The organism is Marinobacter sp. JSM 1782161 (genome assembly GCF_011421605.1).
GTDB classification, from domain to species: domain Bacteria; phylum Pseudomonadota; class Gammaproteobacteria; order Pseudomonadales; family Oleiphilaceae; genus Marinobacter_A; species Marinobacter_A bohaiensis.
The window spans coordinates 1,747,519-1,773,406 of the sequence record NZ_WSSA01000002.1 but is presented as its reverse complement, the minus strand read 5'-3'; the positions used below and the strand labels follow the sequence as shown (position 1 = coordinate 1,773,406).

Below are 25,888 nucleotides of genomic sequence, written 5' to 3'. Positions count from 1 at the left end.
GGCCTACCTCTGCGGCAGGTGCGTGGATCAGGCCTCTGCGGCTACCTGAGTGTCTGCCTGGGCGGCGATGCTGCCACGGATCAGCGGACTGATGCTCGATCCCTGCACGATGATCGAGAAAATCACCACGATGTAGGTGATTAACAGAATCAGCGCGTGCAGGTCCACGCCGTTGACGTAGGCCTGCCCGCTGGGAATCGACGCCGCCATGGCCAGCGCCAGGCCACCGCGCAGGCCGCCCCAGGTGAGAATCAGCACCGAGTGCTTGTCGTAGGTCCGGAAGCGCTGGAACACAGCGTAGGGCAGGCTGACGCTGATCAGCCGCGCCAGCAGGACGGCCGGAATGGCCAGGAGGCCGAGCAGGATCTGTTGCCCGGTGACCGGCAGTATGACCAGCAGCAGACCGATCAGCAGGAACAGGAAGGCGTTCAGAACGCCTTCCACCGCATGCCAGAAATTGCGGATGTTGCGAATGCTGCTCAGGCGGCCCATGGAGGCCGCCTTGGCACGGGTGACGTTGCCGATGAAGATGCCGCTGACCACCATCGCCAGCGCGCCGGATACGCCGATGATGTTCGCCAGGGCAAAACCGGCGGTCGGAATACAGAAGGTGAGCAGCAAGCGGATGTTGCCGTCGGTGCTCTTGGTCAGCAGGAAATGCCCCACCAGGGCCAGCAGCATGCCAAATGCGATGCCGCCGAGGGCTTCGGTCAGGAACAGTTCGGCGACGTTGCCAAAGGTGGGTTCGGCGCTGGTGAAGGCCAGGGCAAAGATCGTCGTGAACACCACCAGGCCGACGCCGTCGTTGAACAGGGATTCCCCTTCCACCTGGATGGATATGGAGGGTGGCGCCTTCATCTGTTTGATGATGGCCAAGACCGCAATCGGGTCGGTGGGGCTGATTAGCGCGCCGAACAGCAGGCAGTAGATAAACGGTACGGCCCAGCCCATCCATCCCAGCAACCAGAAAAGGAACAGGCCCACCAGGAAGGTGGATGCCAGGGTGCCGAACAGCACCAAGATGGTGATTTCCCAGCGGCGCTTGCGCATCGCCCGCAGATCGATTTCAAGCGCCCCCGCGAACAGCAGGGGGCCGAGCATGCCCTCCAGCAATAACGATTTGAAATCCACACTGCCCAGCATGCCGGAGATGGCCGCGGCGGTCTGGTTGCCGAGCACTTTCCCCGACAGGATCAGCAGCAGCGACAGGACCACCGCGCCGGCCGTAATGGCGATGGTGGTTTGCATGTTGAGGAAAAACTGGTTGGCGAAGGCGACGAGTATCGCAATCGCGGAAAGGAAACACAGCAGATACCACGTATCCATCGACTCTCCCGGGCAAGACATCGGTTGAAAGCCAGACGCCGCCGTCTGGTGATTGAGTGTGATCTACAGCTTGGTATGAACGGGGCGACAGGGCGGGACCATCGGCGTCGTTGACGTGCAGCCGCAACGTGGGTTGCCAGCCACTCATTCATCAAGGAGCAGAACGTCGAGTCGGGAAACAGACCCGGCGTCTACAATGATAGCCAATTACCGGTTCCTTGCGGTCGTCAATGATGATCTGGCTAAACATCCAGCCGTTGCAGCCGATACATCTATTGTTGAGCGACTGGGGTGTGGCGTGAACCACTGCCCACCTTGCCAGCCGACTCGTCGCGTGGATGAGTGAGGGGGATCTCCCGGCCGGCCAATGAGGGCCTTCATCTCTGTCGTCTTCTCCCATTACAGGACTGTTGTCGATGTTTGGAAACGAACTGCGAAAAGAAAACGCCGCCCTGAAGGAAGAGCTCTACATGCTGCGGCAGTTAGTCGCGGACATTTCGACGGAAGTGATGAAGCTGGAGCTGGATACCGGTGGGCGGATCATCTCCTGTAACGGGAATTTCGAGGCCGAGTTTGGCGGCGGCCTGTCCGCGTTGGACGGCCGACACGTCCGGGATCTGGTGCCGACCTACTTGCGTGACACCGAGCACTATCGCCGGATGATGGACGCGGTTGATACCGGCGCGTTCTGGGTCGGAGCCTGGCAGGTGCAGAACCCGGCGGGGACGCATTTCTGGCTGCGCGCCTCGGTGTGCCCGATCAAGCGCAGCGATGGCAATCTGGATCACTTCACCATCTTCGCCAACAACCTGACCCGCACCATCGAATCCTCCCGCCAGCACGAGAACCTGATCCAGGCCATGCAACGTTCGACGGCCGTGATCGAGTTCGATATGGGCGGTCACGTACTCAACGCCAATAAACTGTTCCTGGACGCGATGGGCTATTCCCTGGAGGAGATCAAGGGCAAGCATCACCGCATGTTCTGTCCGCCCGAGGTCTACAACTCCAGCGACTACGAGCAGTTCTGGAACCGGCTGGGGCAAGGCGATTTTGTCGCCGACCGCTTCAAGCGGGTCGACCGCTACGGCCATGAAGTCTGGCTGGAGGCGTCTTACAACCCGTTGACCGACTCGCGGGACGAGTACTACAAGGTGGTCAAGTTTGCGACGGTCATCACCGACAAGGTCAAGCAGGACCAGGAAGTGGCCAACACCGCCAGTGTCGCCTACGAAACCTCCCAGGACACCGACGCCAGTGCCAAGCGCGGCATGGAGGTGATGCAGAAGACCGCGGAGGTGATGCAGCAGCTTGCCGAACAGATGGAGAAAGCCGTCGACGGCATCGGCGAGCTGGACAAGCAGTCGCAGACCATCAATAGCATCATCCAGAACATCAGCGGCATTGCCGACCAGACCAACCTGCTGGCCCTCAATGCCGCTATCGAAGCGGCCCGCGCCGGTGATCAGGGCCGCGGCTTCGCGGTGGTGGCGGATGAAGTGCGCCAACTGGCCTCCCGGACCTCCGATGCGACCGAAGAGATCTTTGGTGTGGTCGGCAAGAACCAGACGCTCACCTCCGACGCCGTCCGCATCATCGAATCGGGCAAGACCCAGACCGAAGAGGTGAGGGAACTGGTCAACGAAGCCAGCGGCGTGATCAACGACATTCAGGACGCGGCGCGTAAAGTGGTGGATGCGGTGTCGCAGTTCTCGAACCGGTTGGAGCGTTGACCCGGCGTCGGCCTTGCCTGATCTGATCCCATTGTCCCGGCGTAGCTCTCAGTCCAGTCATTCCGGAGTGGAGCGAGCCGATGCCCGAAGGCCCTGAAATCCGACGGATGGTCGATGACATCAGCCACGCCGTTGCCGGTCAGACGGCCGAGCGGGTCCTGTTCGCCTTCGACCGGTTCAAGCCCTTTGAAGGTTTGCTGAGGGGGCGGAGGGTGACCAGCGTCGAAGCCCGGGGCAAGGCGGTTCTGGTGTTTCTGGCCGCGACCGACGAGGACGGCCCCTGGTGCGTCTACAGCCACAACCAGTTGTACGGGAAGTGGCAGATCGGAACTCCGGAACGGGAACCCCAGACCCAGCGCCAGCTCCGTTTCGCGGTATGCGGCCCGCGCAAGGCGGCCCGACTCTACAGTGCATCGGACATCCGTCTGGTGCGGCCGGATGAGCTGGATCAGGTGGACTACCTGACACGCCTGGGCCCGGATCCGCTGAACGAGACGGTGTCAGTCGAGGATTTGCTGAGGTTGTTCGACGATCGGCGATTCCGCGGCCGCAATCTGGGCGGCTTGCTGCTCGACCAGGGTTTCGTCGCCGGCATTGGTAACTACCTGCGCTCCGAGATCCTGTTCGAGGCGCGTCTGGCGCCAACGCGACGCCCCCGGGAACTGGACGACAGCGAACGCCTCCGGTTGGCCGAGGCGATTCTGAAAATGATCGAACGCGCCTATCGCCTCAAGGGCATCACCAACGATCCGGAACGAGCCGAACGCCTGAAACACAACGGCTGGACCTACGGCCAGCGCCGCCACATGGTGTTCAATCGAGACGGTCAGGCCTGCCACGAGTGCGGTGGGGCTATCGTGAAGACAACCCGGGCGAGCCGCCGGTTGTACCATTGCCCCGGCTGTCAGGCACCGGAGGAATCGGCGAAGCACCCGCCGGTGCCTTGAAGATCGGCTCGCCCATGACCTTGTTCGCCACTCGTGCTAGCGTTCGTGCGTCGACTGGCGCTGGAGCGCCTCTATTCTTTTCTGACGAACCGGACCTTTACACGTGCTCGTTCTCGATCAGCCAACGGCCCAACGCATCGTTGAGCGGACAATGCTCGCGATTGGCCATTCCGTAAATGTAATGAGCCCGGACGGGGTGATTATTGCCTCCGGTGAACCACGCCGGGTCGGCAGCGTTCATGCTGCGGCGCGACTGGTTGCCCAGCGTTGCGAGCCACTGCTTATTGAGGCGGCCGATGTTCACGAGTATCCCGGGTCGAAGCCCGGGGTGAACCTGCCCGTCACGGTAGGCGGGCAGCTGGCGGCGGTCGTGGGTATTTCCGGCTCCCCCGGCGAGGTGTCACACCTTGCCGATCTGGTCTGCATGACGGCCGAGCTCATGCTGGAGCAGGCCGCGTTACTCGCTGCGGGCCAGCATCGTCGTCGGCAGATTGAAGAGACACTGCTGGCCGCTTGTGAGGGTAAGCCGGTCCCGGCCGTCTGGTTCGAACAACTGGGCATCGATATGAGCCGTCAGCGCGTTGCGCTGCTGGTTGAGGCGACCAGCCAAAAGTCCGTTGATCAGGTGCTGGCTCCCCTGTTGCCGGCAGTCGAACAGCGTCATAAAACGGCGCTGGCGATGCATCTGTCGCCCCGGCAACTATTGCTGTTCCTGGAAACCGAACAGCCACAGCCCGGCCCGGAGGAGGTCCGACGACTACTGAACCTGCCGTTGCGGGATGACGTCATACTGGCCGTCGGGGCGACCTTCTCGACGCACTTCCAGATGGGCTATCAGTCGGCCCGGATGACCCTTGAGGTCGGCCGTCGTCAGGCACCTGACAAACGGGATCTCCACTACGCGGATTTCCACGTCGCTGTGCTCTGGCACAGCCTGGGGCCTGGCTGGCAACAATCCCAGTTGCAAGCCGTCTTGGACGGCCTGCTCGACCATCGCCATGGGGCGCTCTATCTGCGGACACTAGAACGCTATATCGATTGCGATGGACAGATCCCGTACTGCGCGGAGCAACTCCATGTCCACCCCAACACGGTGCGCTATCGCCTGCACAAGGTTGAGTCGCTGACGGGCCTGTCGCCCTTTTCGATGCGGGATCTGCTGGTGCTGCAGTTGGCTTTGGTGACGCGTTGAGTTGTCCAGGTGAACAATTATCTTGGCTTCATAAAGCCGATTTCTGTTCTATTGGCTAACGACCTGTCCGGGCTCAGCTTCTAAACTGACGCACTGGACTTTGGCTCCACACCAATAACGCTCCATACCAACAACAATGTTTTCCAAAGGAGAGTATTCATGCACCTGGTTCTGATCCTGGTGGCGCTGATTGTGTTTATCGTCTTCGCGACCAGCAAGCTCAAGCTGAACCCCTTCATTACCCTGCTTCTGGCATCGTTCCTGGCGGCCTTTGCGTTCGGTTTGCCCCTCGACTCAATTGAGCAGACCATTCGCACCGGTTTCGGCAATATCCTCGGCTATATCGGGCTGGTTATCGTGCTCGGGACGATCATCGGGGTTATTCTCGAACGCACCGGTGCGGCGATTGTCATGGCGGAAACCATCATCAAGGCGTTGGGGCAGCGGTTCCCGTCACTGACGATGTCCCTGGTCGGCTTTATCGTTTCCATACCGGTTTTCTGTGACTCGGGCTTCGTGATTCTGAACAGTCTGAAGCGCTCCATGGCCCGGACCCTTTCCGTGTCCCCCGTTGCCATGACCGTTGCCCTGTCCACCGGACTGTTTGCGACCCATACCCTGGTTCCTCCGACACCGGGACCCATTGCGGCAGCCGGCAACCTCGGCCTTGAGGACAGTCTCGGGCTGGTGATTGCGGTAGGCTTTGTATTTGCTGTTATCGCCGCGTTGGCCGGCCTGTTCTGGGCGTCTCGCTGCCGGAAGCTGGACAGCCGGGAGCTGGATCTGGCGGAAGAGGCATTCGAGGAAGCGAAGGAATACTACGGCGAGTTGCCGTCAGCCTGGGCGTCTTTTGCGCCGATCTTTGTGCCTATTGTCCTGATCTGCCTGGGATCGGTGGCCAACTATCCCACAGCGCCCCTGGGCGAAGGCGGCCTCTATGAAGCGTTGAACTTCCTGGGCAAACCGCTCAACGCTTTGATGATCGGTCTGGGGTTCGCCCTGTTGCTGTTACAGGGGGACAAGAAACTGGAAGAGTTCGCCCGTCATACCCAGAAAGGGCTGGAAGTCTCCGCACCGATTATTCTGATTACGGGGGCCGGCGGTGCGTTCGGGACGGTCCTGGCGGCCACGCCGCTGGGTGAATATCTGGGTGACACGTTGTCGACACTGGGTCTGAGTGTGATTATGCCGTTCCTGGTGGCGGCGGCACTGAAGTCGGCGCAAGGTTCTTCGACCGTAGCCCTCGTCACAACCTCGGCCCTGGTCGCGCCTCTGCTGGGCCAGTTGGGTCTGGACTCCGAGTTTGGGCGTGTACTGACCGTCATGGCGATAGGTGCCGGTGCGATGACAGTCTCCCACGCGAACGACAGCTATTTCTGGGTCGTCTCCCAGTTCAGCAAGATGGACGTTGCTACGGCCTACAAGTCCCATACTGCCGCGACGTTGCTCATGGGGCTGGTCACGATCGTGTGCGTCTGGCTGGTTGCTCAGGTAGCACTCTGACATGCGCGTTGTTATCGCACCGGACTCGTTCAAGGAATGCCTGTCTGCTAACGCTGTGGCTGCAGCAATCGCACGCGGCTGGAAGCGGGGCGCTCCGGGGGATGATGTCCTGGAAGTGCCCCTCGCCGATGGCGGTGAAGGCAGCACGCTTGCCCTGGTTGAATCGCAGGGTGGTGACTTGCACTCGGTGGATGTAACGGGCCCGCTTGGCCGGCCCGTTCGCGCCTCGTACGGCCTGGTGAACCGGGGCCGCACCGCGATTGTTGAGGTTGCTGAGGCCAGTGGCCTGCACCGGGTGCCCGTGGCGGAGCGGGACGCTTTGTGCGCGACCAGTTACGGCACCGGTGAGCTGATCCGTGCGGCAATCGCCCATCGTCCCGAGAAACTGGTGTTGTGTCTGGGTGGAAGTGCCACGACGGACGGCGGGGCGGGTCTGCTCCAGGCCCTGGGTGCAGAGCTGCTTGATGCGGCCGGTGACGATGTCTGTCCCGGTGGCGTGGGACTGACTCAGCTCGCGCGTATCAATATGGTGCCGGCGCTTGAGAAACTGGCGGGCATCGAGCTGACAGCGGCTTGCGATGTGACGAATCCGCTGCTCGGACCAAACGGCGCAGCGGCTGTGTTCGGTCCGCAGAAAGGGGCGACGCCGGACATGGTTCGTACTCTGGACGCCGCATTGTCGCGCTTTTCCGATCTGGCCGGAGGCGCCGGGTTTGACATGCATTCTTTTGCCGGCAGCGGAGCCGCTGGCGGTATTGGCGGAATGTTGGGAGGCGTCCTCGGTGCCCGACTCCAATCGGGGATCGAATTGATCATGGAAACGGTGGGGCTGGAAGACCGGATTCGCGGTGCTGATCTGGTGATCACCGCCGAGGGGGCCATTGACAGCCAGAGTGCCCAGGGGAAAACGCCTGCGGGCGTTGCTTCCCTGGCGCTCAAGCATGGTGTTCCCGTCATAGGGCTGGGAGGGCGAGTCGGCAACGATCTCCAGGCGCTTCATGCGATCGGGCTGACGGCCGCTTTCCCGGTCGTCCAGGGACCTTCTTCCCTGGCCGATGCCATAGACGCGGCAGACGCAAACCTGGTTCAGTCCGCCGAACAACTGGCTCGTCTTGCCGGTGCCCTGGGCTCCCGCCGATAACGCGTTGCTACGGCCTGGCGCTGCATGATGTCAGGCGTGTACGGGGAGTGCGGTGAGAACCGGCGATGATTCCCGCCGGTTCCCGGTCATTGCAGGGGAACGATCAGAACCCGTAGGAACGTGAGATGGTGTCCTTGTCGCCGGACTGAACCAGTGCCCGATAGGCTTCGTTCAGTTCGTTCAGGATTTCCGGATCGGTGTTCTTGTTCACGGCCAGGTACATCGGCGTTTCGCGGAACACCAGCACCCGCTTCAGGTTGGTGACGTCGGAGGCGTCGGCGGCGAGGTAGGGGCCGGCCAGGCCATCGGCCACCCACAGGTCGATCTGGTCTTCCACCAGGCGACGGGCGTTCAGGCCGTTGTTGCTGATAGCGGTGACGTCGAAGCCCTTTTCCGCCAGGTACGTCGTCATGACGTCGCCTTTGTAGCCGCCGATTTTGTACTTGCGGGCATCGTCCAGGTCATCGAGTTCAATCGAGGAGCCGGGCTTGGCGAACAGGGTCCACTCGATGGACGACAGCGGTCCCACCCAGTTGAAGAATGGTTCGCGCTCATCGGTCTTGGAGACGCAATAGATGGCGTGATTGGGATGCTGCTCGGTCCGGTTCATGCCGTAGGCGAGGTCACGCAGCTTGATGCTGTGTTCCAGGTCAGTCTTCGCCAGCATGGCTTTCAACACGTCCGTACACAGGCCGGTGATGTCTTCCGCCGAGTGGGCGAACGGCTGTCCGTTGGTGGTCATGTTATAGGGAGGATACTGCTCGGTGTATACCCGCAGCTCCTCGGTGGCAGTGGCGCAACCGGCCATCATCAGTAAGGCGCAAAGCAGCCCGACTTTTCCTTTCATGAACTCGCTCCATTCATTCCAATAAACGTGATCTGGGAGCGCGGCATGATATTGAACGTTTGTTCAGTGCAACAGGTCCGTTCTTTCTTCTTTACACTTTTGCAACATGTTGAAACGCAAGAAAAAGTCACTCTCAGGTGATGCTTTTTGGCAATTCGTAGAAACCGGAACAGATCCTGTTCGACGTGGGGCGGCGCGGCTGCGGCGGGTCAGCGCGTGGGGCCCCGGCCGTCCGGAGCCCGCGTCGGTTACTCGCCCGGATCGGCTTCGGCCGTCCGTTTGATAGCCCGCTCGATCATTCCTCGCCATTCCGCCGTCACCGGCAGTCCGAAGGTGTCCCGCAGCACCTGCTCCAGGCTCTCTGCATCCAGCTCCTGGCGGTGGGAGGTGCCATCCGGAAACTGCGTGGTGAGCCGGCCATTGAGCAGCTTGTAGCGAGCGTCGGGTGTGGTGCGCGCCACCATCAGGTGTGAGCGGAACGGCGATTGCGGGTAGGTCGATGTGTACCAGTTGGCCACTTCGTAGTCGCCGTTCAGCAGCGGCTCGCCGGACAGTTCGTAAACCGGTCGCCAGTCTCCATCGATCTGCGCCTGCAGCAGCAGGCCCGGGCCGTAGGGAATGAGGCGGAAGGTTTCGTGCTGGGTGGGCTGAGGCTCGGTGGTGTCCATGCGCAACGGTGTCGTGAGGACGTTGCCGCCGAAGCCGACGTCCACCAGCCAGGGCCGGTGGTCGATCCAGACCTTCAGGGCCATATGCGAGTGCGGTTGCGGCGCCGTACCCGGTTTGGCCATCCAGCGCACGCGCGCGGTCAGGCCCTCCACGTGGAAGCCGAGCGCCTCCAGTACCCGTTTGAACAGCCCGTTGTGTTCAAAGCAGTAGCCGCCGCGGCCGGCGTGGATCAGCTTGTCCTCCACGGCTTTGGGCGAGATGTCCACGCCCCGGTCCAGCAACACGTCGATGGCTTCGAAGGCGATGGCGTCGGGGTGACGTGCATGCAGACCTTGCAGGGTCTCCAGCGTCGGGGTGAGCGGGCCGTGGTAGCCGATGCGCGCGCAGTAGGCGTCCAGGTCCGGGGCGGGCGGTTGCTCCCGGTCCAGGGCGGCAATGATCTGGTGTGCGGCAAAGGGGGCGTAGGTATCGAGCAGGCGCACCCCGGGGTGGCGCTGGCGCAACCGGGCTTTCAGTGCGTCGCCGGCCTCACCCAGTAGCCCCCGGCCCAGGGCAATCAGGTCGAAATCCCGCGCGTCGAAGTGGTCCGCTGCGCTCTCTGGTGATGCCGTGCCCCGGGCCTCGATGCCAAACGCGGTCAGCTCATCCAGAACCGTTTGCAGGACGGCGTCCGAGCGCCCCAGAACCAGAACTTTCCTGGCCACTGGCGGTTGCTCGGTGGTGCCTGTTTCGGGCTTGATGTCCTGATTCATGAATCCGTTCTCCTTGTCGTGTTTTGGGGCTGGCCTGAGGTGATGGTCCACGAACATAGTTCCTCAAGTTAAGTTGAGGTCAAGGGTTTTGGCGTAACGAATGAAAACGACATTTGTACAGGAAACGGAGGCCCGCGGCTCCGGCGCCGGGTCAGTTGTAAAAGCGTGTAACAAATGAACCGTTTTTGGAAGCAACCTGATGTTTTTGCGATCAGTCGCCAGTACTATCGGGCGCTCGCGTCGATGCTCGGGAAGGAGCGTCACCGATTTCTCAAAGCGTGTCGACATCGGACGTCAGGAATGCTTTGCGCCTTAATGCGAGAGACAACCTCATGAAGCTCAAGTCGAAGTTGCTGGCGGCGCTTCTCGGAACCACCCTGATCCCGGTCCTGATCGTCTCGACGGTCACTGTGCGCAACGCCATCCAGCAGGCGCAGCAGGACTTTGTGGAGACCAGTACCACCAATATTTCCATCGTCGACGACTCGTTCAGCAACTTCCTGAACGTCATGGGCTACCAGGTGTCCTTCATGGCCGACGCCGCGGCCGTGAAGGACGCTCAGGCCGGTAAGCTGTCCACCTATTTCGGCGAGGCGCGCAAACCATCGCAGGTGGCCCGCGAGCAGGGCGGTCGGGAAGAAGCCATCTTCGATCTGTTCAGCAGCATCGGCGACAACAACCCCATGCTGGGTTACGTCTACATGGGCGACAAGCACGGCGGTTACGCCGAATGGCCCGGAACCGCCGGCTATGGCGACTGGGACCCGCGCGCCAAGCCCTGGTTCGATATGGCGAAGGACGGCAACTACGACGTCGTCCGCCGGGACGGATACTACTGGGAGCCGGACGACGCCTTCTACGTGTCCATCCTGAAGGCGTTCAGGAACAACGCTGGCGACTTCGAGGGAGTGGTGGCCCTGGACGTGTCGCTCAAATCCCTGACCGAGATGGTCAAGAAGGTGCGTTTCGGTGACACCGGCTACCTGATGATCATCCAGGGGGACGGCAACATCCTGGTGGACGGTGGCCATCCGGAGAACAACTTCAAGCCGCTGGACGGCATGGAGGCGGGGTATTTCTCGCAGATCGCCGATACCGACAACGGCGTGATCGACGTTACCGTCGACGGCGTGGACTACATGGCCAACGTCTACGAATCGCCGGATCTGGGCTGGAAGTTCGTCGGCTTCAAGCAGAGCAGCGAAATCTTTGCCAGCGCCCGGGAAGTGGGTGTGAACACCGCGATCATCAGTGCGGTGTTGGTGATCCTGTTCGGGGCCATCGGCCTCTATATCGCCAACCGCATCGTGACACCGATCAACCAGGTGAAGGACAGCCTCAAGACCATCGCTGAGGGTGAAGGCGATCTGACCACCCGCATTGAGGTGTCCAGCAAGGACGAAGTCGGTGAGCTGGCGACGTGGTTCAACCAGTTCATCGAGTCGACCCGCGAGATGATCGATGCGATCAAGGAGACCTCGCGGAAAATGGAAGGCGTGTCCACCGAGACCAATTCCCGGTCCGTGGAACTGGCGGACAGTTCCACCAGGCAGCTGTCGTCCATTGAGCAGATCGTCACCGCGGTGACCGAAATGGCGGCGGCGGCCAACGAAGTGGCCACCAACTGCGTCGACACGGCGTCCATGTCCGAGAAAGGGCTGGAGGCGACCCTGGCCGGCAAGGACGTGATCAACCGCAGCGCGGCCAGCGTCAAGGAGCTGGGCGAGCGCATCGGTTCGTCCACCGATATGATCCGCGAGCTGGAGAAGGAAACCAGCAACATCAACAGCATCCTGACGACCATCCGCGATATCGCCGAGCAGACCAACCTGCTGGCGCTCAACGCTGCCATCGAAGCGGCCAGGGCCGGCGAGCAGGGGCGGGGTTTCGCGGTGGTGGCGGATGAAGTCCGCAGTCTCGCCAAGCGTACCCAAGCGTCGACCGAGGAAATCAACGAGATCCTGGGCAACCTGGTCAACCGGACCCGGGACGTGTCCTCGGCCATGGCGCAGAGCGCCGAGGAGTCGACCGCCGCGGTGACCGCCTCCGGCGAAGCGCTGGAAGCCTTCGATAACATTGAGAGCGCCGTCGAGCGTATCCGCGATGTGTCCACCCAGACTGCCAGCGCGGCGGAAGAGCAGCATTCGGTGACCGAGGAGATCAATCGCAACATCGTCACCATCAACGACTCGGCCAATGACGTGACCGAGGTGTCCACCAAAGTGGACCAGCTCTGCTCCGACCAGGCGGATCTCAACCTGCGCCTGACGCAATTGGTGTCGCGCTTTAAGACCTGATGGCGTCGAACCGGGAGGTGGCTGGCCTCCCGGGTTTATCCCGCTCTCCGTTTTTATAACCACCCGTTCCAATAAAAGGCAGAATTCGTCTAGGCAGGGCATTGTTGTTTTGCTAACGGTGTCTTATCGTTCTGGTTCTAAAAACACTTGTCACTTATTCTCAAGCTGAATATGTGGATGCTGTGCAATCAGGGAGCGCTGTCAGTCATGCCGAATGCTTTTTCATCCGTCTTCACATCCCGCAAGGGCCGGGCGCTGGGTGCCCTGGCGCTGGTTCTGTCGCTGGCCGGCCCGGCTTCGGCGGCGGATCGTCAACTGCTGAACTCGTCCTACGATATCGCGCGGGAACTGTTCGCCGACTACAACGAACTGTTTGCCCGGCACTGGCAGGAAGAGACCGGTGAAACCGTCGAGATCCAGCAGTCCCACGCCGGTTCCTCCAAGCAGGCGCGCGCCATCCTGCAGGGGCTCGACGCGGACGTCGTGACCTACAACCAGGTGACTGACGTGAACATCCTCGCCGAGCGCGGCCGCCTGATTCCCGAGGACTGGGCCTCGCGCCTGCCCAACAACAGCTCGCCGTACTACTCCACCATGGCGTTCCTGGTGCGCGACGGTAACCCCAAGAACATCGAGAACTGGGATGACCTGATCCGTGAGGACGTGGAACTGATCATGCCCAACCCGAAGACGTCCGGTAACGGCCGCTACACGTACCTGGCGGCGCTGGGCTACGCCAAGGACAAGTACGGTGATGACCAGGATAAAATCGACGCTTTCATGAGCGAGCTGCTCGGCCACGTCAAGGTGTTCGACTCCGGCGGTCGTGGCGCCACCACCACCTTCGTTGAGCGCGGCCTGGGCGACGTATTGCTGACGTTCGAGTCCGAAGTCAACAACATCCCCGAGCTGAACCCGGACAAGCAGTTCGAAGTGGTGGTGCCGAAGGTCAGCTTCCTGGCCGAATTCCCGGTGGCGTGGATCGACAAGAACATCGAGAAGAAGGGCAACGAGAAGCTGGCCAAAGAGTACCTGGAGTACCTCTACTCCGAGGATGCCCAGCGCCTGCTTGCGGGTTTCAACTATCGGGTCCACAACGAAACCGTGCAGAAAGAGATGGCGGACAAGTTCCCGGACCTCAAGCTGATGTCGATCCAGGAGATCGCCGGCAGCTGGGAAAACGCCATGCAGACTCACTTCGCCAGCGGCGGCAAGCTCGACCAGCTGCAGCGTCAGCGCTAGGAACGTGCGTTGATCCATGGCGACCACTGATGTGCCCGCGCGGCCGGCTTCCCGCCTGACCGCGCCCAAATCCAAACGCGTATTGCCGGGGTTCGGTCTGAGCCTCGGCATTTCGCTTTTCTTCATCAGCCTGGTTTTGCTGCTGCCGATCGCCGGTCTGGTGATCCGTGCCGGCGGCATGGGCTGGGACCAGTTCTGGTTCGTGATCACCGACCCACGCGTGGTGGCCTCCTACAAGGTCACCGCGCTGGCGGCCTTGGGCGCGTCCCTGTTCAACTGCGTGTTCGGGCTGTTGATGGCCTGGGTGCTGGTGCGCTATGACTTCCCGGGTAAGCGCCTGCTGGACGCGATCATGGATCTGCCGTTCGCGTTGCCCACGGCGGTGGCCGGCATCACCCTGGCGACGTTGTTCGCCGAGAACGGCTGGTACGGCCAGGTGCTGTCGTCGATGGGCATCGAAGTGGCCTACACGCCGCTGGGCATTGTGGTGGCCATGGCGTTCACCAGCGTGCCGTTCGTGGTGCGCACGGTGCAGCCGGTGCTGGAAGAGCTGGCGCCGGAGGACGAAGAGGCGGCCATGAGCCTGGGCGCTTCTGATTTCACCGTGTTCCGCCGCATCCTGTTTCCCGCGCTCTGGCCGGCGGTGGTTACCGGCGGCGCCCTGTCGTTCGCCCGCAGCCTGGGCGAGTACGGCGCGGTGATTTTCATCGCCGGCAATTCCCCCTACGTCAGCGAAGTGATCAGCCTGATGATCTTCGTGCGGCTGGAGGAATACGACTTCCCGGCCGCCAGCGCCATTGCGGCGGTGGTCATGACTGTGTCGCTGTTGCTGCTGCTGGCCATCAACATCTGGCAGGGGCGCTACCTCAAGCGCCTGCACGGAGGTTAGGGGATGAGTGCACCGAAACATCGCCGCGTTGGCGACGGCGCGCTGATTCGCCGTAGCCTGATCGGGTTGGCCGTGTTGCTGACCGTGCTGCTGCTGTTCATGCCGCTGGTGCTGATTTTCGTGCAGGCGTTTGCCGACGGCTGGGGCAGCTACATCGCCAATATCTTTGATCAGTACACGCTCCATGCTATCGGCCTGACCCTGTTCGTGGCCCTGCTGACGGTGCCGCTGAACATGGTGTTCGGCATCTTCCTGGCGTGGCTGGTGACCCGTTTCCGCTTCCCGGGGCGCAAGCTGCTGACCACGTTGATCGACATCCCGTTCGCCGTGTCGCCGGTGGTGGCCGGTTTGCTCTATCTGCTGCTCTACGGCAGCAATGGCTGGGTCGGCCAGTGGCTGGGGCAGTATGATATCCAGCTCATGTTCGCCTGGCCCGGTATCGTCATGGTGACGGTGTTCGTGACCTGCCCGTTCGTCGCCCGCGAGCTGATCCCGCTGATGCAGCAGCAGGGCCGCGAAGAGGAAGAGGCTGGCGTGGTGCTGGGCGCCTCCGGCTGGCAGTTGTTCCGCCGCATCACCCTTCCCAACATCCGCTGGGCGTTGATCTACGGGGTGATTCTCACCAACGCCCGGGCTGTGGGCGAGTTTGGTGCGGTGTCGGTGGTGTCCGGCAACATCCGCGGCGAGACCAACACCCTGCCGCTGCACGTGGAACTGCTGTACCAGGACTACAACATCGCCGGGGCGTTTGCGGCCTCGTCCCTGCTGGCGGGTATCGCGCTGATCACGCTGGTGGTGAAAGCCATCGTGGAATGGCGCCAGAGCCGAATTTAAGGGTTTTCCATGAGTATCGAAATCCAGGGCATCAACAAGTTCTTCGACCAGTTCCAGGCACTGCACGACATTGACCTGACCATCCCCGATGGGCAGCTCACGGCGCTGCTGGGGCCGTCCGGTTCCGGCAAGACCACGCTGCTGCGCATCATCGCGGGCCTGGAAACGCCGGAGCGGGGCAGGATCCTGTTCAGCGGCCGTGACGTCACGCAACTGCACGTGCGCGACCGCCGCGTTGGCTTCGTGTTCCAGCACTACGCGCTGTTCCGCCACATGACCGTGGCCCAGAATGTGGCCTTCGGTCTGGATGTGCTGCCGCGTGGTGAGCGTCCGGGCAAGTCCGAGATCCGCAAGCGCGTCAAAGACCTGCTGGAGATGGTCCAGCTCGACCACCTGGCCGGGCGTTACCCGGCGCAGCTGTCTGGTGGCCAGAAACAGCGCATCGCCCTGGCGCGCGCCATGGCCATGCGCCCGGAAATCCTGCTGCTGGACGAACCCTTCGGCGCGCTCGACGCCAAAGTGCGCAAGGACCTGCGCCGCTGGCTGCGCAATCTGCACGACGAGCTGCACTTCACCAGTGTGTTCGTCACCCATGACCAGGAAGAGGCGCTGGAGCTGTCCGACCAGGTGGTGGTGATGAGCAACGGTCGGGTGGAGCAGGTGGACTCGCCGCTGGAGCTCTACGCCCGCCCGGACAGCCGTTTCGTGTTCGAATTCCTGGGGCAGGTCAACGTGCTGTCCGGCCGCATCAGCGACGGCGCCATCCGTCAGGGCGACGCCTGGGTGCGCCTGCCCGAGAGCTGCGACAACGACGACGCCCAGCTTTACCTGCGCCCCCACGAGGTGCGCCTGACTCAGACACCGGGCGAGGACGCCCACCTGCCGTTCCGCATCGAGGCGATCAACGTGATCGGCGCCGAAGTCCGCATCGAACTCAAGCCCGATGGCTGGGCCTGCGACGAGCTCTGGGAAGTCGGCATCAGCCACACCGAGTTCAACGCCCGCCGGCCCCAGCGCGGCGACCGCTGCTACGCGGTGCCGGAAGTGGGCCACCTGTTCTGCGAACACGCCGAGGAGCCGCGGACCCTGGACTGGGCGCAGCGCCAGGATGCCGAGATGCATCAGACGTCGTAATCTCGGTGGGGCCTGTCACTGCTAAGCTGTTTGGGTCCGGCACGATGTCCGCCGGGCCCATCGAACCAGCAGGGCAGGACGCACCATGTTGACGAAATGGCTTGTCATTCCACTCCTTTCGCTGAGTGTCTATCTGCTTGCTGGCTGCAGCACGGCACCTCAACCCGGAGCGCCCGATCCCCGGCCTAATGCCGAAAACAACGCGGCAGCCGCCTCGGGTGCCTCCGGCGCGGTCGACGTGGTCCGGCGCTACTACGCGGCGCTCAGTGTCGGCGACTACGACACGGCCTATGAGCTGTGGGGCGATTCCGGCCCGCCGAACCAGTCCTACGCAGACTTCGTCAGCGGCTACGATCGCACCAGACAGGTGGCGGTCGGCGTGACGGGCGATGTCCGGATCGAAGGCGCCGCCGGTTCCCTCTACGCCACTGTGCCGGTGATCGTTCGCGCGACGCGGGACGACGGCCGGGCCCAGCGCTTCTCCGGTCACTACATCCTGCGCCGCGTCAACGACGTGCCCGGTGCATCCGCCGCGTCGCTGCGCTGGCATCTGTATGACGCGGACCTGCAGCCGGTACGCTGAAATTTCCAGGGTGGCTTGCTGGCGCGGCTTTAAACTTCGCCTGATATCTGTCGGGTACTCGCAGTTCTCTTTGGACAATCAGGCGTCGCGGATAGCGTAGCCGTCCCGGCTCATCGGCCCTTCCCGGCACCCTCGTCGGCCGTTTGCCGTAACGCCCAGCGACAGAACTCATCCACCGGCATGGGCTTGGCAAACAGGTAGCCCTGCAGCCGGTGGCAGCCCAGCTCGTCGAGCTTCGCCACGGTGGACTGGTCCTCCACGCCTTCGGCCACGCTTTCCAGGTTGAGGGTGCGGGCCAGTTTCAGGGTGTTCTTGACGATTTCCAGGTCGTTGCGGTTGGAACACATCTGGCTGATGAAGCAGCGGTCGATCTTCAGTTCGTGGATCGGCAGGCGGCTCAGGTACGCCAGTGACGAGTAGCCGGTGCCGAAATCGTCCAGGGCAATCCGGCAACCGCTTTCGGCGATGAGCAGCAGGGAACCAATGACCGACTCCATGTTGTGCATCATGGAGGTCTCGGTCACCTCGAAGATCACGCGATCCATGGGAATGCCATGTTCCCGAATGCCCTCGAGCGCGTCCGGGATGAAGTGGCGGTCGGTCAGGTTCTGAACCGACAGGTTAATGCTGCAGGTGATGTCCAGGTGGCGTTCGCGCAGGGCCTGCATGGTTCTCCAGGACTGCGCAACGACGTAGCGCGAGAGCAGGTCCATCAGGCCGGAATTCTCTGCAATCTCAATGATCTCCCAGGGTGGCACGGGGCCGAAGCGCGGGCTGTGCCAGCGCAACAGGACTTCCGCCCCGACGAGCTCGCGCCCCATATCGGTCATTTGTGGTTGCAGGTACAGCTCCAGTTCGCCGGCTTCGATGGCCGATGGCAGGGCCGTCAGCAGTTCCAGTCGGCGTCGGGCGAAGCCGGAAATGTCCTCACTGTACACTTGCACCGGCACCTTGCTGGCCGCACTGTTGTCCCGCGCGGCCGAGGCGTGCTGGTAGAGGATTTCCGTGCTGTCACCGTGTTCCGGGAAAATGGCTACGCCGCAGTGCAGGTTCATGAGCACGGGAAGCCGGACGGTGTGGAACGACACTTCATGGTGCCCGACCACCTGTTCGACGTATGGCCGCAGCCTGCCTTTCAGGTGTTCCAGTTCGACGATGAATGCCGCTGAACCGAACTCGGGGATCGCAATGTATGCCGGTTGTCTGGTTTCCAGGCAAATGGCGCCGCCGAGCATGGCGAGCGTGTGGTTAAGTTTCTTCGTCAACTGGCAGAACATTTCCTCCGCCAGATGGCGTCCCATGCTGGACGCTATGTCTTTGACCTGCGGGTAGTGGACCAGCACCAGAGCGACCGTTTGCTCCCGGCTGATGACCGTTTGCAGCTGTTGGTTGAGCATTGAGGTGTTGGGCAGGTTGGTGACTGGGTCATGCATGGCTTGCTCGAGACTCTGAATTTCCAGATCCCGAATCTGATTCTCGGCCAGTTGGTGTCTTTGCAGGGCCGCCAGTTTACGCGCCCGTTCGTCCTTGATGCGGTGGGCCAGGGCAAAGGAGAGCAGCAGAACCTCGGCGGCCGAGCCGGCCTGCATGGCATGGTTGGTGAGAGCGTTGACCGGCAGAAGATTGAAGACACTCAGCAGATACAGGGCGGCCCCCACGGCAAACGCGGCCCAGGCCAGTACGAAGTAGCGGGCGCTGGCGACGCCGTCCCTCAGGGCCGCGAGCCCAACGGAGATGACCAGCACGATCACCAGGGTACCCAGCAATCCGGCAAACAGGGCGCCGTTGGTGGGATCGAGCCAGGTATAGACGATCAGTATCCCGGCCAACCCGGCGGTGATGCCCAGGCTACGTTCCCAGCGATAGGAAATCTCCTCCCACTTCAGGAAACTGCGAGCAAACATCACGGCAAACAGCGACACCAGTGCGGTGCTGGTGGGAAGGGCGTAGCGGGTCAGCAGAGGCTCCCCGCTCCAGATCCAGGCGCTGCCGGCACCGGAAATGCAGAGCATCAGCAGGCTGATGGAGCCAATGTAGAGCACATAGTAGCCGTAGGCTGAGTCCCGTATCGAAAGAAACAGGAACAGGTTGTAGGTGGCCATGGCCGCCAGGATGCCGAAGTAGATGCCCCAATAGAGGCTTTCCCGGGAAAAGTGGTTCAGCAGACGATCCTCACTCCACAGTTCGACCGGCACCTGCAGGGATGTGGCGGAGCTGGCCCGCAGCACCAGGGTCACTTGGCCGCTCAGATCCCGGGGCAAGGGCAGCGCCACCTCGTAGCTGTGGGCCTGTTTGCGCTGGTTTTCGGCCTTCTCGCGACTGGTGTGGTAGCTCGCCGGTAATTGTCCGTCGGGCAGGATGAACAGGTCCACTTCCTCAAGCAGAGGGTAGGGGATGACCAGGAACCATTGCTGGCGCAGGGGGGCCGGGATGGTGAGGGAGGTCCGGATCCAGACCGATTGATCTGTGAATCCCAGGTTCAGCACCCGATCGTCGGACTTGGCCTGCCATGGCTCCTGCTGTACGACTTGCTCAAGAGGCTGGGTACCGTCCAGCCGGTATTCTATGCGGTCGTTGAGACGGAACTGGCCGCTGTCGCCGTCAATCGACAGCGTTTCGGCGAGGGCCGGCAGGGCGCACGCCAGCCACATGGCCACCATCACCCCCTTCCACATCGTCACCGGCCCAGTGGTCCATCTGCCGAGATGCATCATGGGATTATCCCGTCCGCTCTATTCATCCAGGGGCCTGACCAGGCGGCCGGTGAAACCGAGCCGCTCCGCCTGTCGGCAAAAATGGTCGAACCCGCCTTCCGCGATGTCCGGCTGGTTCAGCAGCACCAGGGCTTCCACGAGGCATCCCGGAATATCCCGGTTGTTCCAGTCCGGCATGCGCGGCCACATCATGAACTGATCGTGGGACAGCACGATTTTCTCCACCTCGATCCGGCTTTCCTGCAGGCGTTCCCGGACTTTCAGGCTGATGCAGGGGTGGGTGTCGTCGGCGATCATCGCGCCCGCCGGCATGTGGGTGTACAGGTCCAGCACGTCATCGCCGCGCTGGGTGAGGGCAATGTAGAGCGGCTGGTCGTGCAGGTGCTCCAGCGACGCGGTTTGCAGGACCGTGCCCTGGTCGGTGGTAATCTCGTTGTCCTCCTCGTAGCGGGGATCGAGGCCAATCACCTGGTCGTACAGGCTGGTGAGATCCTGGCACACGGCGTTGCCGATGCGTCCGGCCCCGCCCAGCACCACAATGCTGTTCTGCTCGCGGTACTGTGGCCGCTCACGCATTTGCCGGGCGATATCCCAGATCATGTAGCGGGTGCCCAGACTGCCTTCCACCAGGGGCGGGGCGATCTCTATGCCTGCCTTCTTGACGAAATTGGGCAGGCGCCCGACCAGCGCGATCCGCCGGGCTTCGGGGAAGTCCTGTTGCAGCCGCTCGATGTACAGGCGCACCTTGTCGGAGTCGGCCTGTAGCTCATCCTCCAGGAACTGCGGCGCGACCATCAGCCCGCGCATGTTCTCGTTGCGGATGAACCCCAGAAGCAGATTGAACGGCATGCGTCTGGCCATGGCCGGCGTGAAATAGGATCGCACCTGCTTCTCGTTGCCGTACACCGCGAAGATGAATCTGGGCCTGACCAGGGCCAGTATGAGCGAGCGCAGATAGGTGTTGGCCGAGAATACGGCGAAGCGACGGCCCTGCTTCCACAGGGCGCGTCTGGTTCTGGTGCTCAGGCGTTGCCAGAGGGGCGCCACTTCGTAGAACGCCCGCAACTCCGGGCCCGTAAAGCGACGGTCGTAGAACTGCACACCGATATGGCTCTGGCCGGTATGCATCACCGTCGCCACGACCTTGGTGTCGGCCTTGTCGCGGAAGTGGATGTCGACCTTTTCGCCGGCGCGGATGAAGATTCCTTCCGGTCGTTTCAGGCGCAACCCGCTTACGGAGATGTCGAGGGTGCTGGTTTCGAACGCGTGATCGGCATAGCTCACCGTCACCGGTATCCGGATCCCTGACCGCAAATGCCGGCGATACTCCCCATGCATCCTTATCATGGCGATTCCTTTCCGCTCTTTCGAAAATGGAGCAACTGTCCCATTCACAGTCTGGGTCAATCTGCGACAGGTCGCCATTCGTAATCGGGGCCAATCTGTTTCCGCGGGTCCGTTTGAACCGATAACCGGAGAAGCGCGCTGCTATCGATGGCGGGTTGGGGCGCGTGAAGGGAACCGGCTTGCCTATCGGTTTATCTCAAGTCGCAGCCATTCGGCCAGTCGCTCCCCCCGGCGATGGGACACGTAGTGCGGCAGCAGCAGGCACAGTCGTCCGCTGGTCTCGATCGATCCCCAGGGGGCCACCAGCCGTCCGCTGGCCAGGTCCCCCTCCACCAGCAGCCTGGGCGCGATGGCCACGCCCAGCCCGGCCAGGGCGGCTTCGATCAAATAGTAGAGGTGGTCGAAGCCCTGGCCGTTCCGCAGGGCCTGTTCCAGGCGTGATTCGTCCAGCCCTTGTGCGCGAGCCCATTGCGGCCAGGCCTGCGGGCGTGAGCGGGTGTGAAGCAGGGGGGCGGTAAAGATCGAGTCGGGGCGTTGCGGATCGAACGGGTGCGCCTGGGCAGGACTTGCCACCGCACAGATGTCTTCCGGCGCGAGTTCTATGGCCTCCATATCGGCGGGAAACGGGGGCTCGGAGAAGAGCAGGGCGGCACCGCCCTCGCTGCGCCTCGGGTCCAGTTCGCTGTCGCTGTCGCCGACCTGGAGCTTGATGTCGGGCAGGTCCCGCTGAAAGCGTTCCAGGCGCGGAATAAACCAGCGTGACAGGAGACTGCCGGGGCAGTTCAGCACGAACGGCGCCTCTTCGGTGGCGCGCTTGAGTTCCCCGCAACTTTCCCGCAGGCGGGCAAAGGCCTCGCCGACGCCGTTTTGCAACTGTCGGCCCTGTCTTGTGAGCCGGATGCCACGCCCTGCTTTGCTGAACAACGGAGCGCCGAAGTGTTCGTCGAGGCTGCGCAGCTGTCGACTGACGGCGCCGTGGGTCACGTGCAATTCGCGCGCAGCGGCGGTCACGCTGCCCAACCGGGCGGTGGCCTCGAACGCGCGCAGTGCGCTCAATGGGGGCAGGTCCTGGCTCATTATCCTGTGACTCCAGCTCACATATAGATGCAATTCTATCGATTTTTTCCCGCCGTTGTCTTCGATAGACTTTCGATTAATCCAATTCCTTTCGTTCAGACAGGTGGCTTATGAAAGAGACATCCATACAGCCTGACGCCGACGGGTTCTTCGGGCCGTTCGGCGGCAGCTTTATCGCCGAGACGCTGATGCCCCTGATCCAGGAGCTCCAGACCTGTTACCAGGAAGCACGTGACGACCGCGATTTCCAGGATCAGCTGGCGTACTTCCAGAGCGACTATGTGGGCCGGCCCAGTCCGCTTTACCGGGCCGACCGGCTGACCGAGCATTTCGGCGGCGCGACCATCTATCTCAAGCGCGAAGAGCTCAACCACACCGGCGCGCACAAGATCAACAACTGCATTGGCCAGATCCTGCTGGCCAAACGCATGGGCAAGAAACGCATCGTCGCCGAGACCGGGGCGGGCATGCACGGGGTCGCTACGGCCACAGTGGCGGCCCGGTTCGGCATGCCCTGCGTGGTCTACATGGGCCAGACCGACATGGAGCGCCAGCAGCCCAACGTGTTCCGGATGAAGCTGCTGGGCGCGGAAGTGATCCCGGTCAGCAGCGGCACCGGTACCCTCAAGGACGCCATGAACGAGGCGCTGCGCGACTGGGTGGCCCACGTGGACGATACCTTCTACATCATCGGCACCGTGGCCGGACCGCACCCGTACCCGGCCATGGTGCGTGACTTCCAGGCGGTGATCGGCCGTGAAACCCGGAGCCAGATCCTCGACAAGGAAGGGCGCCTGCCCGACTCGCTGGTGGCCTGTATCGGCGGCGGCTCCAACGCCATGGGGCTGTTCCATCCCTTCCTGGGTGATGGATCCGTGGAGATGGTCGGCGTGGAAGCCGGTGGCCTGGGCGTCGACAGCGGCAAGCACGCGGCGAGCCTCAACGGCGGCGTGCCGGGTGTGCTCCACGGCAACCGCACCTACCTGCTGCAGGACGACGACGGCCAGATCACCGACGCCCACTCGATCTCGGCCGGGCTGGATTACCCGGGCATCGGCCCCGAGCACGCCTGGCTGCACGAGCAGAAGCGCGTCGACTACGTCTCGGTGACCGATGACGAAGCCCTCGAAGCCTTCCAGTTGTGCTGTCGCCTGGAAGGCATCATTCCCGCACTGGAATCCGCCCACGCCCTGGCGGAAGTGGCCAAACGGGCACCGACGCTGCCACCGGAACACCTGATGGTGGTCAATCTCAGCGGTCGGGGTGACAAGGACATGATGAGCGTTGCCGACTATCTCGGCAGTAACCGACAAGGTGGCCACGATCACCAGCCAGCGGAAGAGGGGAACGCGTGATGAGCCAGGCAACCCGACTGGAAACCCGTTTTGCAGCCATCCGAGCTGAGAACCGGCCGGCGCTGGTGACCTACGTGACCGCCGGCGATCCCGACCCTGACACGTCGCTCGACATTCTGCGCGGTCTGCCAGCGGCGGGCGCGGACGTGATCGAGCTGGGCATGCCCTTCACCGACCCCATGGCCGACGGCCCGGCAATCCAGAAGGCGGCGCAGCGGGCGTTGCGTAACGGTCAGACCCAGCGCAGAACGCTGGACATGGTGCGTCGATTCCGCGAGGAGAACAGCGACACGCCGCTGGTGCTGATGGGGTACTACAACCCGATCTACCGCTATGGCGTCGAGCGCTTCCTGGCGGATGCGGCCGAGGCCGGGGTGGACGGACTGATCATCGTCGACCTGCCGCCGGAACTCGACCGCGATCTGTTTGCCTCGGCCGCCGGCCTGGGCATCGACCTGATCCGCCTGGTCGCGCCGACGACCCACGGCGATCGACTGGCTCGTGTGCTGGAGGGCGCCTCCGGGTTCGTCTACTACGTCTCCGTGGCCGGTGTGACCGGTGGCGCGTCAGCCAGCCTGGACAGCGTGGACAGCGCGCTGGCCCGTTTCCGCGAGCACACGGACCTGCCCATCGCGGTGGGCTTCGGCATCCGCAGCGCCGACCAGGCCGCCGCCGTTGGCCGGATCAGCGACGCGGTGGTGGTGGGCTCGGCGCTGGTGGAGTGTATCGAGCGATCCAAGGACTCGGCCGGAGCCCGCGACGCGGTGCTGGGACTGACCCGCGAGCTGGCCGACGGGGTACGCCGGGCTCGCTAGCGGGCTGGGTTAAGACGCCACCTTGCCTTTGTGATACCGCGCGCCGGCTTCCCGAACCGCCGACGACATGGCCATGGCGTACATGGCCGCTCCGATCGCGGCGCCCAGTAGCCAGGCATAGCCGGACAGCTCGCTCATCTCCTCGACCCAGACGCTGGAGACCGAGAACACAGCACCGATGACAAAAGCAAACAGCGCCTTCTGGTTCCAGCCCGCTTCATAGGCGTAGGCACCCGCCGGGTCGGTGCTGTAGAGGTCCTGCAACTTGAGGCGCTGTTTCTTCACGATGAAGTAGTCCATCACCATGATGCCGTAGAGCGGTGCCAGGGTGGCGCCGAGGGTATTCACGAATCCGCTGATGCCGATGCGGCTGATGAAGCTGACCCAGAACCCGCCGATCACCAGGGCGAAGAGCGAGGTGATCCAGCCCGCGCGTTTGAAGTCGAGCCGTGCCGGGGCCATGTTGGCGATGCCGTTGACGGCGGGGATGAAATTGGCGACCAGGTTAATGCCCACGGTGGCGGCGAAGAAGGTGACGGCGGCAATCACGCTCAGCAGGGCGCTGTCGGTGCGCTCCACGATCTGTGACGGGTTGGTGATGTTCTCGCCGTATATGACCGCCGCACCGGCGGTGATCAGCAGCGCCAGGGCGGAAAACAGCACCATGTTCAGCGGCAGCCCCACCAGGTTGCCGAGTTTCATGGAACGGTGGCTGCGCGAATAGCGGGAGAAATCGCTGAAGTTGATCATCACCGCTGCGAAGTAGGCCACCATGGTGCCGACGATGGCGACAAAACCGTTGAACTCGCTGGTCCAGGTCGGGCTCTCCGGCGCGAAGATGGTCTGGGCGGCGTCCCACAGCTGGCCGTCGGACTTCTGCCAAAGCACCACCAGCAGGCCCAGCATCACCAGGTAGACGAACGGCCCGGCCAGGTTGAGGAAGGTGCCGACCCAGTTCATGCCCCGCGAGAAGATCGCAATCTGCAGCGCCCAGACGATCAGGAAGGATACCCAGCCCAGCGCCGACAGACCCATCCATTCGCTGGTGCTCTCATAGCCGGTGAGGGTCACCAGCAGTAGGTAGAGCGCGGTCGAGGCAAAATAGGTCTGGGCGCCGTACCAGAACACCGCCACCGTGGCGCGCAACACCGACGGGAGCTTCGCGCCTCGCACGCCCATACTGGCACGCGCCAGAACCGGGTAGGGAATGCCGTGCTCCACGCCCGGCTTGCCGGAAATATTGACCAGACACATCACCAGTAGACTGGCGGTCAGCAGCGCCAGAAACGCCGTCCAGCCGGTGACGCCGTAGGAGATGAACAGCGAGGCCACCAGGGAGTAGCCAAACAGGCTCTGGATGTCGTTGGCCCAGACGTTGAAGATCTCGAACCAGCCCCACTTCTTCTCGTCCTTGGGCAGCGGGTGCAGCGAGTCGTTGTCCAGTTCGCCCGCTGCCCCCTCGGTGTGTCCGTGCATGCTCGCCATTGTCGC

Annotated in this window: 20 protein-coding genes; 13 read left to right on the top strand and 7 right to left on the bottom strand. The window is 62.7% G+C overall.

Annotation, left to right across the window (positions count from 1 at the left end):
• Nucleotides 1–27: 27 nt before the first annotated feature.
• Nucleotides 28–1,326, bottom strand: a complete 1,299-nt coding sequence (locus GQB00_RS07895; protein WP_165855826.1) for a cation:proton antiporter — start codon at nucleotides 1,324–1,326, stop codon at nucleotides 28–30.
• Nucleotides 1,327–1,742: 416 nt separating this feature from the next.
• Between GQB00_RS07895 and GQB00_RS07890 the strand changes: the two genes are divergently transcribed.
• The 5 genes from GQB00_RS07890 (at nucleotide 1,743) to GQB00_RS07870 (ending at nucleotide 7,842) form a co-directional block, all read left to right on the top strand.
• Entirely contained in the window at nucleotides 1,743–3,059 is a 1,317-nt protein-coding gene (locus tag GQB00_RS07890; RefSeq protein WP_165855825.1) for a PAS domain-containing methyl-accepting chemotaxis protein, read from the top strand.
• Nucleotides 3,060–3,139: 80 nt separating this feature from the next.
• Nucleotides 3,140–4,006: an endonuclease VIII gene (nei, locus tag GQB00_RS07885; RefSeq protein ID WP_165855824.1), complete on the top strand. Its 867-nt coding sequence runs from the start codon at nucleotides 3,140–3,142 to the stop codon at nucleotides 4,004–4,006.
• Between the two features lie 103 nt (nucleotides 4,007–4,109).
• Nucleotides 4,110–5,198, top strand: coding sequence for a CdaR family transcriptional regulator (locus tag GQB00_RS22015; protein ID WP_165855823.1), 1,089 nt, complete (start codon nucleotides 4,110–4,112; stop codon nucleotides 5,196–5,198).
• A gap of 159 nt (nucleotides 5,199–5,357) precedes the next feature.
• The gene (locus GQB00_RS07875) at nucleotides 5,358–6,701 is read left to right on the top strand and encodes a GntP family permease (RefSeq protein ID WP_165855822.1); all 1,344 of its coding nucleotides are present in this window, start codon (nucleotides 5,358–5,360) and stop codon (nucleotides 6,699–6,701) included.
• Nucleotide 6,702: 1 nt separating this feature from the next.
• Nucleotides 6,703–7,842 carry a glycerate kinase gene (locus GQB00_RS07870; protein WP_165855821.1) on the top strand — a complete coding sequence of 380 codons (1,140 nt, stop codon included), beginning with the start codon at nucleotides 6,703–6,705 and terminating at the stop codon, nucleotides 7,840–7,842.
• Nucleotides 7,843–7,945: 103 nt separating this feature from the next.
• On the opposite strand, the gene GQB00_RS07865 is transcribed toward GQB00_RS07870, so the two are convergent.
• Both GQB00_RS07865 and GQB00_RS07860 read right to left on the bottom strand, forming a co-directional pair.
• Nucleotides 7,946–8,689, bottom strand: coding sequence for a substrate-binding periplasmic protein (locus tag GQB00_RS07865; RefSeq protein ID WP_111494891.1), 744 nt, complete (start codon nucleotides 8,687–8,689; stop codon nucleotides 7,946–7,948).
• 248 nt (nucleotides 8,690–8,937) lie between these two features.
• On the bottom strand, nucleotides 8,938–10,110 hold the full coding sequence (locus GQB00_RS07860; RefSeq protein ID WP_165855820.1) for an arylamine N-acetyltransferase family protein: 1,173 nt from the start codon (nucleotides 10,108–10,110) through the stop codon (nucleotides 8,938–8,940).
• Nucleotides 10,111–10,442: 332 nt separating this feature from the next.
• On the opposite strand from GQB00_RS07860, the gene GQB00_RS07855 reads away from it, so the two are divergent.
• The 6 genes from GQB00_RS07855 to GQB00_RS07830 all read left to right on the top strand — a co-directional run bounded on the left by GQB00_RS07855 (nucleotide 10,443) and on the right by GQB00_RS07830 (nucleotide 17,089).
• Nucleotides 10,443–12,407 (top strand): methyl-accepting chemotaxis protein, encoded by a 1,965-nt coding sequence (locus tag GQB00_RS07855; protein ID WP_165855819.1) that lies wholly within the window; start codon nucleotides 10,443–10,445, stop codon nucleotides 12,405–12,407.
• A gap of 207 nt (nucleotides 12,408–12,614) precedes the next feature.
• Nucleotides 12,615–13,649, top strand: coding sequence for a thiosulfate ABC transporter substrate-binding protein CysP (gene cysP / locus GQB00_RS07850; RefSeq protein ID WP_165855818.1), 1,035 nt, complete (start codon nucleotides 12,615–12,617; stop codon nucleotides 13,647–13,649).
• Nucleotides 13,650–13,665: 16 nt separating this feature from the next.
• Nucleotides 13,666–14,538 (top strand): sulfate/thiosulfate ABC transporter permease CysT, encoded by an 873-nt coding sequence (cysT, locus tag GQB00_RS07845; RefSeq protein WP_165855817.1) that lies wholly within the window; start codon nucleotides 13,666–13,668, stop codon nucleotides 14,536–14,538.
• A 3-nt stretch (nucleotides 14,539–14,541) separates the two neighbouring features.
• Nucleotides 14,542–15,372, top strand: coding sequence for a sulfate ABC transporter permease subunit CysW (gene cysW, locus GQB00_RS07840; protein ID WP_111494901.1), 831 nt, complete (start codon nucleotides 14,542–14,544; stop codon nucleotides 15,370–15,372).
• 9 nt (nucleotides 15,373–15,381) lie between these two features.
• Nucleotides 15,382–16,506: a sulfate/molybdate ABC transporter ATP-binding protein gene (locus tag GQB00_RS07835; protein WP_165855816.1), complete on the top strand. Its 1,125-nt coding sequence runs from the start codon at nucleotides 15,382–15,384 to the stop codon at nucleotides 16,504–16,506.
• An 85-nt stretch (nucleotides 16,507–16,591) separates the two neighbouring features.
• Nucleotides 16,592–17,089 (top strand): hypothetical protein, encoded by a 498-nt coding sequence (locus GQB00_RS07830; RefSeq protein ID WP_165855815.1) that lies wholly within the window; start codon nucleotides 16,592–16,594, stop codon nucleotides 17,087–17,089.
• A gap of 110 nt (nucleotides 17,090–17,199) precedes the next feature.
• Here the strand turns inward: GQB00_RS07830 and GQB00_RS07825 are convergent, their stop codons facing one another.
• The 3 genes from GQB00_RS07825 to GQB00_RS07815 all read right to left on the bottom strand — a co-directional run bounded on the left by GQB00_RS07825 (nucleotide 17,200) and on the right by GQB00_RS07815 (nucleotide 22,227).
• Nucleotides 17,200–19,800, bottom strand: a complete 2,601-nt coding sequence (locus GQB00_RS07825; protein WP_165855814.1) for an EAL domain-containing protein — start codon at nucleotides 19,798–19,800, stop codon at nucleotides 17,200–17,202.
• 21 nt (nucleotides 19,801–19,821) lie between these two features.
• On the bottom strand, nucleotides 19,822–21,141 hold the full coding sequence (locus tag GQB00_RS07820) for a PilZ domain-containing protein (protein ID WP_228276768.1): 1,320 nt from the start codon (nucleotides 21,139–21,141) through the stop codon (nucleotides 19,822–19,824).
• A gap of 192 nt (nucleotides 21,142–21,333) precedes the next feature.
• Nucleotides 21,334–22,227: a LysR family transcriptional regulator gene (locus tag GQB00_RS07815; RefSeq protein ID WP_165855812.1), complete on the bottom strand. Its 894-nt coding sequence runs from the start codon at nucleotides 22,225–22,227 to the stop codon at nucleotides 21,334–21,336.
• 110 nt (nucleotides 22,228–22,337) lie between these two features.
• On the opposite strand from GQB00_RS07815, the gene trpB reads away from it, so the two are divergent.
• Complete coding sequence (trpB, locus tag GQB00_RS07810; RefSeq protein ID WP_165855811.1) at nucleotides 22,338–23,582, top strand: tryptophan synthase subunit beta; 1,245 nt, start codon at nucleotides 22,338–22,340, stop codon at nucleotides 23,580–23,582.
• A complete protein-coding gene (gene trpA, locus GQB00_RS07805) occupies nucleotides 23,582–24,397 on the top strand; it encodes a tryptophan synthase subunit alpha (protein ID WP_165855810.1) in 816 nt (271 codons plus the stop codon). The genes trpB and trpA overlap by 1 nt, the downstream gene beginning before the upstream one ends.
• Nucleotides 24,398–24,406: 9 nt before the next feature.
• On the opposite strand, the gene GQB00_RS07800 is transcribed toward trpA, so the two are convergent.
• On the bottom strand, nucleotides 24,407–25,882 hold the full coding sequence (locus GQB00_RS07800; RefSeq protein ID WP_207950637.1) for an NCS1 family nucleobase:cation symporter-1: 1,476 nt from the start codon (nucleotides 25,880–25,882) through the stop codon (nucleotides 24,407–24,409).
• Between the last annotated feature and the right edge of the window lie 6 nt (nucleotides 25,883–25,888).

Bases quoted from the DNA above. Each gene is read 5' to 3' on its own strand.
- GQB00_RS07870 (WP_165855821.1), top strand. From the start codon at position 6,703: ATGCGCGTTGTTATCGCACCGGACTCGTTCAAGGAATGCCTGTCTGCT.
- GQB00_RS07895 (WP_165855826.1), bottom strand. From the start codon at position 1,326: ATGGATACGTGGTATCTGCTGTGTTTCCTTTCCGCGATTGCGATACTC.
- GQB00_RS07865 (WP_111494891.1), bottom strand. From the start codon at position 8,689: ATGAAAGGAAAAGTCGGGCTGCTTTGCGCCTTACTGATGATGGCCGGT.
- GQB00_RS07855 (WP_165855819.1), top strand. From the start codon at position 10,443: ATGAAGCTCAAGTCGAAGTTGCTGGCGGCGCTTCTCGGAACCACCCTG.
- nei (WP_165855824.1), top strand. From the start codon at position 3,140: ATGCCCGAAGGCCCTGAAATCCGACGGATGGTCGATGACATCAGCCAC.
- trpA (WP_165855810.1), top strand. From the start codon at position 23,582: ATGAGCCAGGCAACCCGACTGGAAACCCGTTTTGCAGCCATCCGAGCT.
- GQB00_RS07815 (WP_165855812.1), bottom strand. From the start codon at position 22,227: ATGAGCCAGGACCTGCCCCCATTGAGCGCACTGCGCGCGTTCGAGGCC.
- GQB00_RS07825 (WP_165855814.1), bottom strand. From the start codon at position 19,800: ATGCATCTCGGCAGATGGACCACTGGGCCGGTGACGATGTGGAAGGGG.
- GQB00_RS07875 (WP_165855822.1), top strand. From the start codon at position 5,358: ATGCACCTGGTTCTGATCCTGGTGGCGCTGATTGTGTTTATCGTCTTC.
- GQB00_RS07890 (WP_165855825.1), top strand. From the start codon at position 1,743: ATGTTTGGAAACGAACTGCGAAAAGAAAACGCCGCCCTGAAGGAAGAG.
- cysW (WP_111494901.1), top strand. From the start codon at position 14,542: ATGAGTGCACCGAAACATCGCCGCGTTGGCGACGGCGCGCTGATTCGC.
- cysT (WP_165855817.1), top strand. From the start codon at position 13,666: ATGGCGACCACTGATGTGCCCGCGCGGCCGGCTTCCCGCCTGACCGCG.
- cysP (WP_165855818.1), top strand. From the start codon at position 12,615: ATGCCGAATGCTTTTTCATCCGTCTTCACATCCCGCAAGGGCCGGGCG.
- GQB00_RS07820 (WP_228276768.1), bottom strand. From the start codon at position 21,141: ATGCATGGGGAGTATCGCCGGCATTTGCGGTCAGGGATCCGGATACCG.
- GQB00_RS07830 (WP_165855815.1), top strand. From the start codon at position 16,592: ATGTTGACGAAATGGCTTGTCATTCCACTCCTTTCGCTGAGTGTCTAT.
- GQB00_RS07835 (WP_165855816.1), top strand. From the start codon at position 15,382: ATGAGTATCGAAATCCAGGGCATCAACAAGTTCTTCGACCAGTTCCAG.
- GQB00_RS07860 (WP_165855820.1), bottom strand. From the start codon at position 10,110: ATGAATCAGGACATCAAGCCCGAAACAGGCACCACCGAGCAACCGCCA.
- GQB00_RS07800 (WP_207950637.1), bottom strand. From the start codon at position 25,882: ATGGCGAGCATGCACGGACACACCGAGGGGGCAGCGGGCGAACTGGAC.
- trpB (WP_165855811.1), top strand. From the start codon at position 22,338: ATGAAAGAGACATCCATACAGCCTGACGCCGACGGGTTCTTCGGGCCG.